The organism is Devosia sp. XGJD_8, from assembly GCF_046614475.1.
Taxonomy (GTDB): Bacteria; Pseudomonadota; Alphaproteobacteria; order Rhizobiales; family Devosiaceae; genus Devosia.
In genome coordinates, this window is record NZ_JBKJHF010000001.1 from 2,204,158 (window position 1) to 2,220,588 (window position 16,431).

Sequence of the window (16,431 nt, forward strand, 5' to 3'; positions counted from 1 at the left end):
AGAACTCGGGGCAGGCACGCCGGTTCCCTGCCCTGCGCATCGCTCGGCTGGGATATGCTAAAAGGCGGAATCGCCCGATTCGGGCGCAAAGACGGAATGTGCATGTCGCAAGCAGAAGACCTTTTCGGCGCCGAACCTGAACGCCTGCCCACCGAGACGCCCAAGCCCGCGCCCAAGGCGCCGAACGTTACCGCTGGCTCCTATTCGGCAGCAGATATTGAGGTTCTGGAAGGACTTGAGCCGGTCCGGCGCCGGCCGGGCATGTATATTGGCGGCACGGATGCCAATGCCCTGCACCACCTGTTTGCCGAAGTCATCGACAATTCGATGGACGAGGCCATTGCCGGCCACGCCACCCGCATCGAGGTCCATATCGGCGCCGACGGTTACGTCACGGTTACCGATAACGGCCGCGGCATCCCGGTCGAGCCGCATCCAAAAAACCCTGAATTATCAACGCTTGAGCTGGTCCTGACCAAGCTGCATGCCGGCGGCAAGTTCGACTCCAAGGCCTATGAAACCTCCGGCGGCCTGCACGGCGTCGGCGTATCCGTGGTCAACGCACTCTCGGACGACATGACCGTCGAAGTCGCCCGCGACCAGGTCCTCTACCGCCAGAGCTATTCGCGCGGCATCCCCACCACCAAGGTGGAGATGGTCGGTCGGGTCAACAACCGCCGCGGCACCACCACCCGCTTCCATCCCGACCCGCAGATCTTTGGCGAGACAGCCCATTTCTCCGCTGCCCGCCTGTTCCGCATGACCCGCGCCAAGGCCTATCTGTTCGGCGGCGTCGAACTGCGCTGGAGCTGTGATGAGGCGCTGGTCACCGAGGATGCCCCCGCCAAGGCGGTGTTCCACTACCCCGATGGCCTCAAGGATTTCATGGCCGCCCGCATCGAGGGGGAGACACGCATCGTCGACGAACTCTTCGCCGGCAGCCACGGCAAGCCGGGCACGCATGGCGCCGTCGAATGGGCCATCGCCTGGACCCTGGGCGATGGCGGAGTCTCCTCCTACTGCAACACCGTGCCCACCCCGGACGGCGGCACGCATGAGGCGGGCCTGCGCACCGCCCTGCTGCGCGGCCTCAAGAACTATGCCGAACTGACCAAGAACAAGAACGCCGCCATCCTGACCGCCGAGGACGTCTTCGCCCATTGCAGCGCCATGCTGTCGGTCTTCGTGCGTGAGCCCGAATTCGTCGGCCAGACCAAGGACAAGCTGGCTTCCGGCGAGGCAACGCGCATCGTCGACAATGCCCTTCGGGACGCCTTCGACCACTGGCTCGCGGCCTCGCCCAACCAGGCCGGCAAGCTCATGGACTGGGCGATCGAGCGCGCCGAGGAGCGGCTGCGCCGGCGCAAGGAAAAAGAGATCGACCGCGCCAGTGCGACGCGCAAGCTGCGCCTGCCCGGCAAGCTGGCCGACTGCACGCAGACCGCCGCCCAGGGCGCCGAACTCTTCATCGTCGAAGGCGACTCGGCCGGCGGCAGCGCCAAGCAGGCCCGCAACCGCGCCAGCCAGGCCGTGCTGCCGCTACGCGGCAAGATTCTCAATGTGGCCGGGGCCAGTCGCGAGAAGATGGCCGCCAGCCAGCTGATCTCGGACCTCATCCAGGCCCTGGGCTGCGGCACCCGCGACCGCTATCGCGAGGAAGACCTGCGCTACGACAAGATCATCGTGATGACCGATGCTGACGTCGATGGCGCCCATATCGCCGCGCTGCTCATCACCTTCTTCTTCCAGGAGATGCCTAAGCTGATCGATGGCGGCCACCTCTTCCTGGCGCTGCCGCCGCTCTATCGCATCAGCCAGGGCGGCAAGACGCTCTACGCCCGCGACGACGCCCACAAGGAAGAACTGATGGCCACCGAGTTCACCGGCAAGGGCAAGGTGGACATGACCCGCTTCAAGGGCCTTGGCGAGATGCCGTTCGCGCATCTGCGCGAGACGACCATGTCGCCCAAGTCGCGCACGCTGCTGCAGGTCAAGATCCGTGACGACCTCGAAGCCACCCGGATCAGCGTCGACCGGCTGATGGGCACCAAGCCCGAAGCGCGCTTCGACTTCATCCAGGAGAATGCCGCCTTCGTGACCGATCTCGACATCTAGCCCGGTCGCTCACCTAGCAAATGCACACTTGCCGATCAGCGCCAATTAAGACTAACGACCTCAAAGCCGTTGACAGACAAGGCCTTTGCGCTATGGTCCGCGCCGCTAGAGCATTTCTGGCTTGACGGCTGGTTTGTTTGGACACAGTTCGCCTTTGCTCGATGTGCCTCAGGGCCACTCCGTCGTTTCTTGCAGTTTCTGCAACCGTCCGGTGGCCGCCCCAGTTGTGGATGCGTTCGCGTACCGACCTATCGGTCCACTGCTGAAGACCCCGGTGCACCGTCCGAATGTCTCGGACCGGATCTGGCCCCGGGCCACATTTCTGAGTGGAATTACCCAACTTGACTGATGATTTTTCCGGGCTTGGCCTGTCCACCAAAGTAACAGACGCCGTAACGTCGGCCGGCTATACGACGCCAACTGAAATCCAGGCGCAGGCTATCCCGCATATCCTGGAAAAGAAGGACGTCATCGGCATTGCCCAGACCGGCACTGGCAAGACGGCCAGCTTCGTGCTGCCCATGCTGCACCTGCTGGAGAACGGCCGCGCCCGCGCCCGCATGCCCCGCACGCTCATTCTCGAACCGACGCGCGAACTCGCGGCGCAGGTCAGCGAGAATTTTGAGAAATATGGCAAGAACCATCGCCTGACCATGGCCCTGATCATTGGCGGCGTATCGTTCGAAGACCAGAACAAGAAGCTCGATCGCGGCGTCGACGTGCTGATCGCCACGCCCGGCCGCCTGCTCGACCAGATCGAGCGCGGTAAGATCATGCTGAACGGCGTCGAGATTCTCGTCATCGACGAGGCCGACCGCATGCTCGACATGGGCTTCATCGATGACATCGAAAAGATCGTCAATCGGCTGCCGCCGCGCCGCCAGACCATGCTGTTCTCGGCGACAATGGACGCCCAGATCGAGAAGCTGACCAAGAAGTTCCTCAAGGATCCTGTGCATGTCCAGGTGTCCCGCGCGGCCTCGACCGCCGACACCATCGACCAGAAGCTGGTCAAGGTCGGCTCCAAGCCCGAGGAGAAGCGCGCTGCCCTGCGCGAGCGCATCGCGGCAGCCGATGGGCTGACCAATGCCATCATCTTCTGCAACCGCAAGCGGGACGTGGCGACCCTCGCCCGCTCGCTGGAGCGGCATGGCTTCAGCGCCGGCGGATTGCATGGCGACATGGACCAGAAGAGCCGCACCGAGACGCTCGATGCCTTCAAGAACAACCGGCTGACCCTCCTGGTCGCCAGCGACGTGGCCGCCCGCGGGCTCGATATTCCCGCGGTGAGCCATGTGTTCAATTTCGACGTGCCCGTGCATGCCGAAGACTATGTGCACCGCATCGGCCGCACCGGTCGTGCCGGCCGTCTGGGCGTCGCCTACACGCTGGTGGCCCCGGCCGACGGCAAGCATCTCGATGCCATCCTCAAGTTGATCCAGAAGCCGATCGAGTGGCTGGAAGTGAGCGGCAAGCCTGCCGCTGCTGCTGCCCCCGTTGCAGAGGCTGAAGAAGGCGCCGAGCGCCCTGCCCGTCCGGCCCGCTCGCGCCGTGGTGGACCGCGCAATCGCGCCGACGCTCCGGCTGCTGAGGAAGCTGCACCGGCCCGTGCACCCCGCACCCGGCCCGAATCCGAAAAGGGCGAGGGCGCCAAGCCCCGCGCAGCCAGGGCAGCAACTGCCGAGGCCGCTCCCGCGGAGCCCGTTGCTGACGAGCCCACCGCGGCGGTAGAGCCGGTCAAGGCCGAGCGCAGCCAGCGGCCAGCGCGTGGCCGCGGACGGCCGCGCCCCGAGGCAGACGAAGAGCCAAGCGCCAGCAACAGCAACTCGCCTTTCGGCAACGATGGCCCGGTTCCGGCCTTCTTGCTTCGCCCCACACGGATCGGCAGTTAAACACTTCGATTTTACTGTGCACGGCAACGGTTTGTTGCGTCGTGGCGGTTGTATTCATTGCTAGGGCAGCTGTACTTATCAGCGAGGGATTCGGTGCGTCCGGCTGGATGCACCGAGCCAGGTAGCGGCGCGCGAGGGAAGCAGTGTCGGAACATGAGTTCAAACGCGCGCTTGGCTATGCGAATTCGGCATTTGACCTGCTGAAGCGCAGTGCGATTCCGCCCTATCCCCAGTTCTACGAGCTGCTCTACACCTATGCGACGGGCGTGAACCCGACGCTGAACAACCGGATCAACGCCATCTTCCGCAACGGCAATACGCCGTCGGAAAACCTGGCCGAGGCGCTCTACAACGAGTTCCTGAAATCCGACGTCAATGACCGCATGACCAACGTCTCGCAGCGCATGCATGCGCGCATCGAGGAAGTCCATGAGGCCATCGACAGTGCCATGACCACTGCCAACGCCTATTCCGGCTCACTGCAGACGGCCAGCGGCGATCTCGAGCGCACCATATCCCCCATCGCGATGAAGGCCCTGGCGGACCGGCTCCTGACCGAAACGCGCCGCATGCAGGAGACCAACATTGCCCTTGAGCAGAAGCTCGAAGCATCGCGCGACGACCTGGCCTCCCTCCAGCGGGACCTCGACGACGTGCGCCGCGAGTCGATCCTCGATCCGCTCACCAAGATCTGCAATCGCAAGGGTTTCGACGAGGGCCTGGAGGGAGCGATCTCCGCGGCCAGCGTGTCGGACGATCCCCTGTGCCTGATGATTGTCGACATCGACAATTTCAAGAACTTCAACGATACCTATGGGCACCAGACCGGCGACCAGGTGCTGCGCCTCGTGGCGATGACGCTCAAGTCCAACATCAAGGGCAAGGACCTCGCGGCCCGCTATGGCGGGGAGGAATTCGTCGCCATCCTGCCCGCCACCGATATGGAAGGCGCTGTCATTGTGGCAGAGAATATCCGCCGGGCGATCCAGGCCAAGGAATTGCTGAAGCGCTCGACCAATGAGAAACTGGGCCGGATCACTGCCTCCTTCGGCGTCGCTGCCTATCGTGTTGGCGACACGCCGGGCTCGCTCATCGAGCGCGCCGATCGCTGCCTCTATGCAGCCAAGCATGCCGGCCGCAACCGCGTGGTCAGCGAGAGCGAGCTGCCTGCGCTGCAGGCCGCCGCCGTGTCCGGCGCCTCTGCCGCCTGACGCGCGCTATACGCCTGGCGTGAGCTCCACGCCAAGGCTTTCCAGCATGTCCCAATATCCCGGATAAGTTTTGCCGGTGCAGGCCGGGTCGAGAATCGTGATGCCCGGCAGCCGCAGGCCGGCCAGGGCAAAGCTCATGGCGATGCGGTGATCGTGATAGGTCTCGATCCGCGCCGCGCGCCCCGCCAGTTTCGGATCCGAAGCCACGAGCAGGTCGTCGCCCTCCTCGGTCCCGAGGCCCGGGCGAATGCGGTTGAGCTCATTGGCCACCGCGCGAATGCGATCGGTTTCCTTGACCCGCAGATTGGCGATGCCCACGAAGCGCACCGGATGGTTGTTGAAGGCCGCCAGCACCGCCAGCGTCGGCACGGCATCCTGCATCTGCGAGCCATCGATCACGGCCGGCATGTTTGGAAATTGCGCAATGACCGCCTGCGCCGCGGCGTCGGGCTGGGTGAAGGCGTCTGCGGCCACGCCAAGGTCGATCCGCCCGCCGGTCAGCGCCTCGGCGCCCCAGAGATAGGTCGCCGCCGATGCATCGGGCTCGATCAGCAGGTCGGTGGCGACATAGCCGGTCGGCTGCACCAGCCAGGTCCCCGCGTCGCGCTGCTCGACCGTGGCGCCAAAGCTGCGCATGGCGGCCAGCGTCAGGTCGACATAGCCCCGCGCCCCGATATCGCTGCCAGTCAGCGCGATCTCGATCGCGCCATCCCCCAGCGGCGCCGCCATCAGCAGCGCCGAGACATATTGGCTGGAGAGGCCGCCATCGATCTCCACGCGCCCCTGGCCGAAGCTGCCGCGCCCGCGAACCGTAACCGGCGGGCAACCGGTCGGGCTGCTGGCGTCGATGCCAAGCGACTGCAGCGCCGTAACCAGCGGCCCGATCGGGCGGACGCGCATTTCCTCGTCCCCATCGACGATGACGTCGCCATCCACCGTCGCCACGGCGGCGGTCAGAAACCGGGTCGCGGTGCCGGCATTGCCGAGGAAGAGCGGGCCATCCGGCGCCTGCAGGCGGCCCGTGCTGGTCACCACGAAGCTTGTGGCGTCGGGCTCGTCCACGCTCACGCCCATCTGCCGCAAGGCAGCGGCCATGAGCGTCGTATCCTTGCTCTTGAGAGCGCCGGTCAGCCGGCTCGTGCCCTTGGCCAGGGCGGCCAGCAGCAGCGCGCGATTGGTGATGGATTTCGATCCCGGCGGCGATACGCGCCCGATGAGCGGACGGTTGGGCGGGATGATGGTGAGAGCAGGCGGGATGGGGCTGGGCATGATGGCGGATCAATGCCTCAGCGGGACAGGATGCGCAAGGGACCGCTGGGGCTGGAACTTCCCTTCTCCCTTTGAGGGAGAAGGTGTCCGAAGGGCGGATGAGAAATGTCGTCCCTCTCCCTCAAGGGGAGCGGGATAAGAGCTTACACCCCCGCCCGCGCTTCGGCGATCGCCTTGAGGTCGGCCGGCTTGAGCTGGACGCTTTCGCCGCAGCCGCATTCCCCGGTCTGGTTGGGATTCTTGAAGGTAAAGCCGGCGCTCATCTTGGATTCTTCGAAATCCATCACCGTCCCCAGCAGGAACATGGTCGCCTTGGGCTCGATGTAGACTTCCACGCCCTTGTCGCTGACATGGTCGTCGCCCGCCACCGGCTCGGTGACGTAGTCGAGCGTATAGGCCATGCCGGCGCAGCCGGCATTCTTGACGCCGACGCGCACGCCCATCACCGGCTTGTCGGAATCTTCCATGATCTCATTGATGCGCTCGGCAGCAGCATCAGTCAGCGACATGATCTTGAAGGCCATGGCTCGATATCCTCTAGTAGTTCTGCCAGACGCCTGGCGTGATCAGTTCGACCAGCAGGCGATCGGGATCGCGGAAGTACAGGCTCTTGCCGCCCTGCGGCCAGCTGACTTCGCTCTCTATGTCTATATCTAGGCTCTTGAGGAAGGATTTCCAATCCTCATAGCTTGCGGCAGGGACGCCAAAGGCGAAATGCTGTTCGCCGCCGCCGTCATGTGGCGGAATGAAACCATCGCCGACCGGAACCGGGTCTGGCGTGCCGCCCTGCTTGAACAGCAGCAAGACCTGCCCCGGGCCGACATTGAGCGGCTGGATGCGCTCGTTGCCGCCCATCGCCTCGAAACCGAAGATGCGGGTATAGAAATCGCGGCTGCGCCGGACATCGGTCACATAGAGTGCGGTTTCGACCAGACCTTCAAGCGCCGGCCGGTTCAAGCTACCACCAGTTCAGCGCAACCTGCGCTTCCTCGCTCATGCGTGACGCGTCCCACGGCGGATCGAACACCATGTTGACCGTCACGTCCTGCACGCCTTCGACGGCGCGGGCGGCATTCTCCACCCAGCCGGGCATTTCGCCCGCCACCGGGCAGCCCGGCGCGGTCAGCGTCATGTCGATGGTCAGCTTGCGGTCGTCGTCGAGATCGACCTTGTAGATCAGGCCCAGCTCGTAGATGTCGACCGGGATTTCCGGGTCATAGACGGTCTTGAGCGCACCGATCAGGTCGCTGGTGATGCGTTCGACTTCCGCCTCGGGCAGGCCGCCGCCAACGCTGGGCGTGATGCGGTTTTCCGGAATGGTCGGTGCGGGCGCGATCTCGGGTTCGTCGGTCATATTGTCCTCGCGTTACGCGAAAAATTTCTGGGCGCGTTCGATGCCGTCCACCAGCGCGTCTACGTCATCCTTGCCGTTATATAGGGCGAAGGAGGCGCGACAGGTAGAGCTGACACCAAAGCGTTTGAGTAGCGGCATGGCGCAATGCGTGCCGGCACGCACGGCAATGCCGTAGCGGTCGAGAATGGTCGAGACGTCATGGGCATGGGCGCCCTTGACCTCGAACGAAAAGATGCCGCCCTTGCCCGGCGCCGTGCCGATCAGGCGCAGCGAATTGATCCGGCTGAGCCGCTCATGGGCATATTCCGCCACCTCGGCCTCGTGAGCCGCAATGGCCTCGCGGTCAAGGCTCTCCATATAGCCCAGAGCCGCGCCCAGCCCGATGGCCTGGACGATGGGCGGCGTACCCGCCTCGAAGCGATGCGGCGGTTCGTTGTAGGTCACCGTCTCCATGGTCACCACATCAATCATCTCGCCGCCACCCTGATAGGGCTGCATCTCGGCCAGCAGGTCATATTTGCCATAGAGCACGCCGATGCCGGTGGGGCCGTAGAGCTTGTGGCCGGTCATGACGTAGAAGTCGGCATCGAGCGCCTGCACGTCCACGCTTGTGTGAACCGCGCCCTGGCTGCCATCGATCAGCACGGGAATGCCGCGCGCATGGGCGATCTCGATGACCTGCTGGATCGGCGTCACCGTGCCCAGAACGTTGCTCATATGGGTAACTGCAACCATACGGGTTCGGTCGGTCAGCGCCGCCGCGAAGGCGTCGATGTCGAAGCTGCCATCGTCGCCCACATCGACCCACTTGATCACCGCGCCCTTGCGCTCGCGATGGAAGTGCCAGGGCACGATGTTGGAGTGGTGCTCCATGATCGACAGCACGATCTCGTCACCCTCCCCAATCCGCGGACCGGCAAAGGACTGCGCCACCAGGTTGATCGCTTCGGTGGCCGACTTGGTGAAGATGATCTCCTCCGGCCGCGCGGCATTGAGGAAGGCCTGCGCCGCATGCCGGCCGCCCTCATAGGCCTCGGTCGCCCGGTTGGCGAGCGTATGCAGCCCCCGATGCACATTGGCATATTCGTGCCGGAAGGCATGGTCCATCCGGTCCAGCACCTGCACCGGCTTCTGCGCGGAAGCGCCGCTATCGAGATAGACCAGCCGATTGCCGTGAACGACCTCGGAAAGGATCGGAAAATCAGCGCGGACTTTTTCGAGGTCGAAGGTCATAGGCATCTGGTCCTTGGGAACCTGCGATGTTTCAGTCGACACCCTCCCCCTTGCGGGGAGGGATCAAGGGTGGGGGGTAGCCCGGATATCCGGGCCAACTGCCACCCCCTCCCAGCCTCCCCCGTCAAGGGGGAGGTGCCGCTTCGTGCGGCATGTTCAGAGCTACTTCCCCAGCAGCCAGCCGTCGATCACCCCGTGCAGCGCCTCGGCCAGCGCCGCATCCTCGATCGGATCGACGAGTTCTTCCAGGAACCCGCGCACCAGCATGGTCTCGGCTTCCTCCTGCGGAATGCCGCGGCTCATCAGGTAGAACAGGCTGTCTTCGTCCAGCTTGCCGCAAGTCGAGCCATGGCCGCAGACCACGTCATCCGCATAGATTTCGAGCTCGGGCTTGGAGAGGATTTCCGCCTCGTCCGACAGCATCAGTCCCTGATGCATGAACTTGGCATCGGTCTTCTGCGCATCCCGCGCCACCACAAGCTTGCCCTGCACCACAGCCTTGCCGCGGCCGCGCGCAATCGACTTGAACAGCGGCTGCGACGACGTGCCGGGCACGGCGTGGCTCGCATCCATGGTGATATCGGCATGCTGCCCATCCGAAACCAGGTTGAGCCCGGTGATATCGCCATGGGCGCCCGCACCTTCATAGCGCGGAAACAGCTGCGTGCGGCTCAGCCCGGCGCCGGCATGGATCACCAGCGTGCGCAGCTTTGCCCCCTCGGCGAGGTGATACTCGTTCGTGGCGAAATGCGACGTGGCGCGGGCCGAAAGGTCGACCGTGATATGGGTCAGCACGGCATTCTTGCCCAGCGCGACATAGGTGGCGTGGTTGCCCACATGTGCGGCGTCCGACCCCGAGAAGGTCTCGAGGATGGTCGCGGAAGCGCCATCGGCCACGAAGACCTTGAGCGAATCCGCGGCATGGGCGGCCTCGCCCTCGATGCGGCGGTCGATCTGGATCACCGGATCGACGCTGCTTTCAAGCGTCAGCGTCAGGCTGTCCTTGGCCAGGGCACCGTTGAGATGCACCAGGATGTCGTCGCGGGTGCTCAGCACGCCGCCATCTGCCTTGCCGACGATGATGCCGGCCGGCGCCGTGGAGGCGGACTGGATCACGCCATTGGCGATCATCAGTTGATAGGCGCCCGGAACGCGCAATGCGGGCGCAGAGGCCTCATTGGCGGCCTGCGCCAGCGGCGGCACCGCCCGCAGGAGGGTTTTGAGGTCGGTATAGTGATAGCTCTCGACGCGGCGCGTCGGCAGGCCGGCGACGGTGATCCGCTCGGCCGTCGCGTCGGCGCCCACGCTCTTGAGCTGGGCGATCAGTGTATCCTCGGCTGCTCCGAGCCGGACGGGCATGGTCTGGCGCATGATCAGGCCGCCGCGCCGTCGAAGTCGGCATAGCCCTTGGCTTCGAGCTGCAGCGCCAGGTCCTTGTCGCCGCTCTCGACGATCCTGCCATCGCTGAACACATGCACCACGTCGGGCACGATGTGGTTGAGCAGGCGCTGGTAGTGGGTGATCACCAGCATAGAGCGATTGGCGGCGCGCAACGCGTTGACGCCCTTGGAGACCACCTGCAGCGCATCGATGTCGAGCCCGGAATCGGTCTCGTCGAGGATGCACATCTTGGGCTGCAGCAGCGCCATCTGCAGCACTTCGGCACGCTTCTTCTCGCCGCCGGAAAAGCCGACATTGAGCGGGCGCTTGAGCATTTCGGTGTCGATATGAAGGTCCGTGCCGGCGGTCTTGACCGCGCGCATGAAGTCGGGCGTCGACAGTTCGCCCTCGCCCCGCGCCTTGCGCTGGGCATTCATTGCGGCCTTGAGGAAGGTCATGGTGGCGACGCCGGGGATCTCGATCGGATACTGGAAGGCGAGGAACAGGCCCGCCGCGGCGCGCTCGGACGGGTCCATGTCGAGCAGGTTCTCACCATCGAGCAGCACTTCGCCCTCGGTGATCTCATAGTCTTCCTTGCCGGCCAGCACATAGCTCAGCGTCGACTTGCCCGAGCCATTGCGACCCATCACGGCATGCACTTCGCCGGGCGGAATGATGAGGTTCACGCCCTTGAGGATTTCACGGTCTTCGATCCGCGCATGCAGGTTGCGGATTTCAAGGATTGGGGTGGTCATGTCTAAACTCCGGTTCGGCTGCCATTTCGGCGCCGGTTGCTCACTGAAGGCCCCATCACCGCCCTTCGGGCGACCTCTCCCCCGAAGGGAGAGGTGGGTGCCAGCCATGTCATTTGCTTCTTCACCTCTCCCTATGGGGGAGAGGTCGGCGCGCAGCGCCGGGTGAGGGGGCCTACCGCCCTACCCCACACTCCCCTCTAGCGAGATCGAGATCAGCTTCTGTGTCTCGACCATGAATTCCATGGGCAGATGCTGCAGCACGTCGCGAACGAAGCCGTTGACGATCAGCGCCACCGCTTCCTCTTCGGAAAGGCCACGCTGCTGGCAATAGAACATCTGGTCGTCCGAGATCTTGGACGTCGTCGCCTCGTGCTCGAACACCGCCGTGCCGTTGCGGCTCTCGATATAGGGCACCGTATGGGCCCCGCACTTGTCGCCGATCAGCAGGCTGTCGCACTGGGTGAAGTTACGCGCGCCCTTGGCCTTGGCATGGGCCGAGACCTGGCCGCGATAGGTATTGTCCGAAAAGCCCGCGGCAATGCCCTTGGCGATAATCCGGGATGACGTGTTCTTGCCCAGATGGATCATCTTGGTGCCGCTGTCGACCTGCTGGTAGCCGTTCGAGATGGCGATCGAATAGAACTCGCCGCGCGAGCCGTCGCCGCGCAGGATGCAGCTGGGATACTTCCAGGTGATGGCCGACCCGGTTTCCACCTGGGTCCAGCTTATCTTGGAATTGTCGCCGCGGCAGTCGCCACGCTTGGTGACGAAGTTGTAGATACCGCCCTTGCCGTCCTTGTCGCCGGGATACCAGTTCTGGACGGTGGAATACTTGATCTCGGCATTTTCCAGCGCCACCAGCTCGACGACCGCGGCATGCAGCTGGTTTTCGTCGCGCATCGGCGCGGTGCAGCCTTCGAGATAGCTCACATAGCTGTCAGCCTCGGCAATGATCAGCGTGCGCTCGAACTGGCCGGTCTTCTTCTCGTTGATGCGGAAATAGGTCGAGAGCTCCATAGGGCAGCGCACGCCCTTGGGGATGTAGACGAACGACCCGTCTGTGAACACCGCCGAATTCAGCGTGGCATAGTAGTTGTCCGAGACCGGCACCACCGAAGCCAGGTACTTCTGCACCAGCTCGGGATACTCGCGGATGGCTTCGGAGATCGAGCAGAAGATGATGCCGACCTTGCTCAGCTCCTCGCGGAACGTGGTGACCACCGAGACCGAATCCATCACCGCGTCGACGGCCACATTGGGCCGCTCGACGCCGGCCAGGATTTCGCGCTCGCGCAGCGGCACGCCCAGCTTGTCATACATGGCGATCAGCGCCGGATCGACCTCATCGAGGCTCTTGGGCGCCGGCGAGGACTTGGGGGCGGCGTAGAAGTACATGTCCTGCAGGTCGAGCTTGGGATAATGCACCTTGGCCCAGGTCGGCTCGGTCATGGTCAGCCAGCGGCGATAGGCTTCCAGCCGCCAGTCCAGCATCCATTGCGGCTCGTTTTTCTTGGCCGAGATGAAGCGGACCGTATCCTCGCTCAGGCCCTTGGGGGCCATGTCGGATTCGATCGCGGTCTCGAAGCCGTACTTGTACTTGTCGACATCGAGCGCAAGCACCGAGTCCACGGTGGCGCGGTCGATGTTTTCCTTGAGCGTCGGGATATCGTCGTAGTCCGCCATGATGGCTTCTCCTTTTTGCCCCTCGGCGATTCAAGGTCGCCGCGAGCCGCATAAACTGTGACGGCCTAGGCCGCCTGACCCTGCCGCGCCCGCTGGCGCTCAAGGATCGTTCGGTAACCGGCAACGAACGCATCGACGTCGTCGCTGGTGGAATTCCAGCCCAGGCTGACGCGCAGGGCACATTCGGCCAGTTCGGGCGCCACGCCCATGGCCGCCAGCACATGGCTCGGTCCGACCTTGCCGGACGAACAGGCCGAGCCCGACGAGACCGAAAGACCCATGAGGTCCAGCCCCATCATCGCCGTGGCATTCTTGACGCCGGGCACGGCGAAATTGACCACATTGCCCAGCCGCTCGCCGCCAAAGACGACGGCATCGTCTGGCAGCGCGGCCTCGAGCCGCGCAATCAGCGCCGGCACATTCGCTGCCGTGTAACGGTCCACTATGGCCGATGCCGCCGCACCGAACGCCGCGATCAGTGCCGCCGCTTCCGTGCCACCGCGCCGCCCCTGCTCCTGCCCGCCGCCGGGAATGAGCCGCACCACATCGGCATGCGCCTTGACCAGCAGGGCGCCGATACCGGCCGGTGCGCCGATCTTGTGGCCGCTTACCGCCATCATGTCGGGCGCCGAAGCGGCAAAATCCAGTGGCAGCTTGCCGAAGGCCTGCACCGCGTCGATGAAGAGCGTGTGGCGGGTGGGGCCGACCAGGGCGTTGATGCGCGCCATGTCCTGCACCACGCCGGTCTCATTGTTCACCCAATGCAGCGCCACCAGCAGATTTCCGCCAGCATGCTGCAAGCGTCCCACCAGTTGATCGAGATCAATGCTGCCATCGGCCAGAAGCCCGATGGTGATCACCGGTAGCCCCGTCATCTCGGCAGCCTTGGACACCGCCGCGTGTTCGCCGGCGCTGATGACGATGGCTTCCGAAGCAAAGGCCCTGGCGCCGCCGACGATTGCCTGCGTGATCGCCTCGGTCGCCGAGCCGGTGAACACCACCTGCTTGCGCTCGGCGCCGGCAAGAGCCGCGACCTGGCCGCGGGCCGTATCGATGAGATTGCGCAATGCACGGCCATGGCCATGCACCGATGAAGCATTGCCGGTCAAATCAAGGCCAGCAACCAGCGCCGCCCGCGCTTCGGGCAGAAGCGGGGACGCGGCATTGTGATCGAGATAGATCGCCGCTCTGGTCATCGGTTACCCGTGTGGCGCATGCGCGCCGGTCATACCATCCATGCCAAGACCGAGGCGCCCTCGCGCCTTCGAATCCAAACACTTCTTGAAATTTGACGCCCAACTTCATTACAAGGGGCGCTCCTGCAGGCCGCGATGCGGCCGAAAACCCGTTTTGAATAATTCTAAACTGGTTTTTTCGACCCATGTTTTAGGGAGCGTGGCGTGCTTAGTCAAGCCGCTACGCCGTCACAACCCGGGCTGGAAAGACCACGCCAACAGAGCCAAAAGTGGCCGGAAAAGCAGACCCATGCCAGAAGTGATCTTCAACGGGCCCGAGGGCCGTCTGGAAGGCCGTTACCAGCCCGGCAAGGAGCCCAACGCTCCCATCGCCATCGTGCTGCACCCGCACCCGCAGTTCGGCGGGACGATGAACAACCAGATCGTCTACAATCTCTTCTACATGTTCGCCGAGCGCGGCTTTGCCGTGCTGCGCTTCAATTCGCGCGGCGTCGGTCGCAGCCAGGGCCTGTTCGATCATGGCATTGGTGAGCTCAGCGATGCCGCCGCGGCGCTGGACTGGCTGCAGGTCATCAACCGCGAGTCGCGCGGTTGCTGGATTGCCGGCTTCTCCTTCGGCGCCTGGATCGGCATGCAGCTGCTCATGCGCCGCCCGGAAGTCGAGGGCTTCATTTCGGTGGCGCCGCCGGAAAACCTCTATGATTTCTCGTTCCTGGCGCCCTGCCCGTCTTCGGGCCTGATCATCCATGGCGACAAGGACCGCGTGGCCCCGCCCTCTTCGGTGCAGAAGCTGGTCGACAAGCTCAAGACCCAGAAGGGCATCACCATCGAGCAGCAGATCGTCGAGGGTGCCAACCACTTCTTCGAAGGCAAGATCGACGAACTCACCATGCGCTGTGCCGACTATCTCGACCGTCGCCGGCAGGAGATCGCCGCCGGCGGCGGGCGCTAGTTAGAGAGCGTATTCACGCGATCGAGTTCATCCCGGAGACATTCTGCCCAGGTGGAATGCTCCGTTTCTCTCTCGATGGCCCCAGGGTCCCGCGCCGGGACCGGCCTTTGGATCGCACCCAATGTCAAACTTCAAATCCGAATTTCTCCGCACGCTGCACGAGCGCGGCTTCATCCACCAGACCTCCGATGATGCGGGTCTGGACGAGCTTTTCGCCACCGAGACGGTCACCGCCTATATCGGTTTTGATCCGACGGCCTCCTCGCTCCATGTCGGCAGCCTCATTCAGATCATGATGCTGCACTGGCTGGAAAAGACCGGCCATCGTGCTGTGGCCCTGATGGGCGGCGGCACCGGCATGGTGGGTGACCCGTCCTTCAAGGACGAGGCGCGCAAGCTGATGACGCCCGAGACCATCCAGACCAATATCGACGGCATCAAGCAGGTCTTTGCCAACTACCTGACCTTCGGCTCCGGCCCGAAGGATGCGCTGATGGTCAACAATGCCGAGTGGCTCATGCCGCTCAACTACCTCGAATTCCTGCGCGATGTCGGCCAGCATTTCTCAATCAACCGCATGTTGAGCTTTGACTCGGTCAAGCAGCGCCTCGATCGCGAGCAGTCGCTGAGCTTCCTCGAATTCAACTACATGATCCTGCAGGCCTATGACTTCGTCGAGCTGAACAAGCGCTATGGCGTGCGCCTGCAGATGGGCGGTTCGGACCAGTGGGGCAATATCGTCAATGGCATAGACCTGGGCCATCGCCTCGGCACGCCGCAGCTCTACGCGCTGACCTCGCCTCTGCTCACCACCTCATCGGGCGCCAAGATGGGCAAGTCGCTCAACGGGGCGATCTGGCTCAATGCCGACCTGCTCTCAGCCTATGACTTCTGGCAATACTGGCGCAACACCGAGGATGCCGACGTGGAGCGCTTCCTCAAGCTCTACACCACGCTGCCATTGGACGAGATTGCCCGCCAGGTGAGCGGCGACATCAACGAAGCCAAGAAGCGCCTCGCCACCGAAGTCACCGCCATGATCCGCGGCCGTGCCGCTGCCGAGGAAGCCGCAGAAACGGCCCGGGCCACCTTTGAGACCGGCGCCATCGACCTGTCCCTGCCGACGGCAACGGTCACCCATGCCGAACTCGCCAATGGCCTGGGCATCCTCGCAGCCCTGGTTACGGCAGGTCTTGCCGCCTCCAATGGCGAGGCACGCCGGCACATCCAGTCGGGCGCCGTGCGGGTCAATGACGCGCTGATCGAGGATGACAAGCTCATGATCGGCGACAATGCACTGCTGCCGGAAGGCGTCATCAAGCTCTCTGTCGGCAAGAAGCGCCACGCGCTCATCAAGCCGGCCTGATTGCAGCACCTCTGGGGCGTCCAGG

At 64.0% G+C, this 16,431-nt stretch carries 14 protein-coding genes; 5 read left to right on the plus strand and 9 right to left on the minus strand.

Features of this window, described 5'->3' with window-relative positions; genetic code table 11:
• The first annotated feature begins 102 nt into the window (after positions 1-102).
• The 3 genes from parE to ACLI1C_RS10425 all read left to right on the plus strand — a co-directional run bounded on the left by parE (position 103) and on the right by ACLI1C_RS10425 (position 5,218).
• Positions 103-2,115, plus strand: coding sequence for a DNA topoisomerase IV subunit B (gene parE / locus ACLI1C_RS10415; protein WP_411396786.1), 2,013 nt, complete (start codon positions 103-105; stop codon positions 2,113-2,115).
• 341 nt (positions 2,116-2,456) lie between these two features.
• Positions 2,457-4,007 carry a DEAD/DEAH box helicase gene (locus ACLI1C_RS10420; RefSeq protein ID WP_411396787.1) on the plus strand — a complete coding sequence of 517 codons (1,551 nt, stop codon included), beginning with the start codon at positions 2,457-2,459 and terminating at the stop codon, positions 4,005-4,007.
• 143 nt (positions 4,008-4,150) lie between these two features.
• On the plus strand, positions 4,151-5,218 hold the full coding sequence (locus tag ACLI1C_RS10425) for a GGDEF domain-containing protein (RefSeq protein ID WP_411396788.1): 1,068 nt from the start codon (positions 4,151-4,153) through the stop codon (positions 5,216-5,218).
• A 6-nt stretch (positions 5,219-5,224) separates the two neighbouring features.
• On the opposite strand, the gene ACLI1C_RS10430 is transcribed toward ACLI1C_RS10425, so the two are convergent.
• The 9 genes from ACLI1C_RS10430 to ACLI1C_RS10470 all read right to left on the minus strand — a co-directional run bounded on the left by ACLI1C_RS10430 (position 5,225) and on the right by ACLI1C_RS10470 (position 14,088).
• Positions 5,225-6,487 (minus strand): 3-phosphoshikimate 1-carboxyvinyltransferase, encoded by a 1,263-nt coding sequence (locus tag ACLI1C_RS10430; protein ID WP_411396789.1) that lies wholly within the window; start codon positions 6,485-6,487, stop codon positions 5,225-5,227.
• Positions 6,488-6,630: 143 nt separating this feature from the next.
• On the minus strand, positions 6,631-7,011 hold the full coding sequence (locus ACLI1C_RS10435) for a HesB/IscA family protein (RefSeq protein ID WP_411396790.1): 381 nt from the start codon (positions 7,009-7,011) through the stop codon (positions 6,631-6,633).
• Between the two features lie 13 nt (positions 7,012-7,024).
• On the minus strand, positions 7,025-7,444 hold the full coding sequence (locus ACLI1C_RS10440; protein ID WP_411396791.1) for a VOC family protein: 420 nt from the start codon (positions 7,442-7,444) through the stop codon (positions 7,025-7,027).
• A gap of 1 nt (position 7,445) precedes the next feature.
• Positions 7,446-7,841, minus strand: coding sequence for an SUF system Fe-S cluster assembly protein (locus ACLI1C_RS10445; RefSeq protein WP_411396792.1), 396 nt, complete (start codon positions 7,839-7,841; stop codon positions 7,446-7,448).
• A 12-nt stretch (positions 7,842-7,853) separates the two neighbouring features.
• Positions 7,854-9,074, minus strand: a complete 1,221-nt coding sequence (locus ACLI1C_RS10450; RefSeq protein WP_411396793.1) for a cysteine desulfurase — start codon at positions 9,072-9,074, stop codon at positions 7,854-7,856.
• Positions 9,075-9,236: 162 nt separating this feature from the next.
• Positions 9,237-10,445: a Fe-S cluster assembly protein SufD gene (gene sufD / locus ACLI1C_RS10455; protein ID WP_411396794.1), complete on the minus strand. Its 1,209-nt coding sequence runs from the start codon at positions 10,443-10,445 to the stop codon at positions 9,237-9,239.
• Between the two features lie 2 nt (positions 10,446-10,447).
• Positions 10,448-11,197 (minus strand): Fe-S cluster assembly ATPase SufC, encoded by a 750-nt coding sequence (sufC, locus tag ACLI1C_RS10460; RefSeq protein ID WP_411398292.1) that lies wholly within the window; start codon positions 11,195-11,197, stop codon positions 10,448-10,450.
• 192 nt (positions 11,198-11,389) lie between these two features.
• Positions 11,390-12,892, minus strand: a complete 1,503-nt coding sequence (gene sufB / locus ACLI1C_RS10465) for a Fe-S cluster assembly protein SufB (RefSeq protein WP_411396795.1) — start codon at positions 12,890-12,892, stop codon at positions 11,390-11,392.
• A gap of 65 nt (positions 12,893-12,957) precedes the next feature.
• A complete protein-coding gene (locus ACLI1C_RS10470; protein ID WP_411396796.1) occupies positions 12,958-14,088 on the minus strand; it encodes a cysteine desulfurase family protein in 1,131 nt (376 codons plus the stop codon).
• A 289-nt stretch (positions 14,089-14,377) separates the two neighbouring features.
• On the opposite strand from ACLI1C_RS10470, the gene ACLI1C_RS10475 reads away from it, so the two are divergent.
• Together ACLI1C_RS10475 and tyrS are read left to right on the plus strand one after the other, a co-directional pair.
• Positions 14,378-15,040: an alpha/beta hydrolase gene (locus tag ACLI1C_RS10475; protein ID WP_411396797.1), complete on the plus strand. Its 663-nt coding sequence runs from the start codon at positions 14,378-14,380 to the stop codon at positions 15,038-15,040.
• A gap of 121 nt (positions 15,041-15,161) precedes the next feature.
• Positions 15,162-16,406 carry a tyrosine--tRNA ligase gene (tyrS, locus tag ACLI1C_RS10480; protein WP_411396798.1) on the plus strand — a complete coding sequence of 415 codons (1,245 nt, stop codon included), beginning with the start codon at positions 15,162-15,164 and terminating at the stop codon, positions 16,404-16,406.
• Positions 16,407-16,431 lie beyond the last annotated feature (25 nt).

Bases quoted from the DNA above. Each gene is read 5' to 3' on its own strand.
- parE (WP_411396786.1), top strand. From the start codon at position 103: ATGTCGCAAGCAGAAGACCTTTTCGGCGCCGAACCTGAACGCCTGCCC.
- ACLI1C_RS10430 (WP_411396789.1), bottom strand. From the start codon at position 6,487: ATGCCCAGCCCCATCCCGCCTGCTCTCACCATCATCCCGCCCAACCGT.
- ACLI1C_RS10435 (WP_411396790.1), bottom strand. From the start codon at position 7,011: ATGGCCTTCAAGATCATGTCGCTGACTGATGCTGCTGCCGAGCGCATC.
- ACLI1C_RS10445 (WP_411396792.1), bottom strand. From the start codon at position 7,841: ATGACCGACGAACCCGAGATCGCGCCCGCACCGACCATTCCGGAAAAC.
- ACLI1C_RS10450 (WP_411396793.1), bottom strand. From the start codon at position 9,074: ATGACCTTCGACCTCGAAAAAGTCCGCGCTGATTTTCCGATCCTTTCC.
- sufD (WP_411396794.1), bottom strand. From the start codon at position 10,445: ATGCGCCAGACCATGCCCGTCCGGCTCGGAGCAGCCGAGGATACACTG.
- sufB (WP_411396795.1), bottom strand. From the start codon at position 12,892: ATGGCGGACTACGACGATATCCCGACGCTCAAGGAAAACATCGACCGC.
- ACLI1C_RS10470 (WP_411396796.1), bottom strand. From the start codon at position 14,088: ATGACCAGAGCGGCGATCTATCTCGATCACAATGCCGCGTCCCCGCTT.
- ACLI1C_RS10475 (WP_411396797.1), top strand. From the start codon at position 14,378: ATGCCAGAAGTGATCTTCAACGGGCCCGAGGGCCGTCTGGAAGGCCGT.
- tyrS (WP_411396798.1), top strand. From the start codon at position 15,162: ATGTCAAACTTCAAATCCGAATTTCTCCGCACGCTGCACGAGCGCGGC.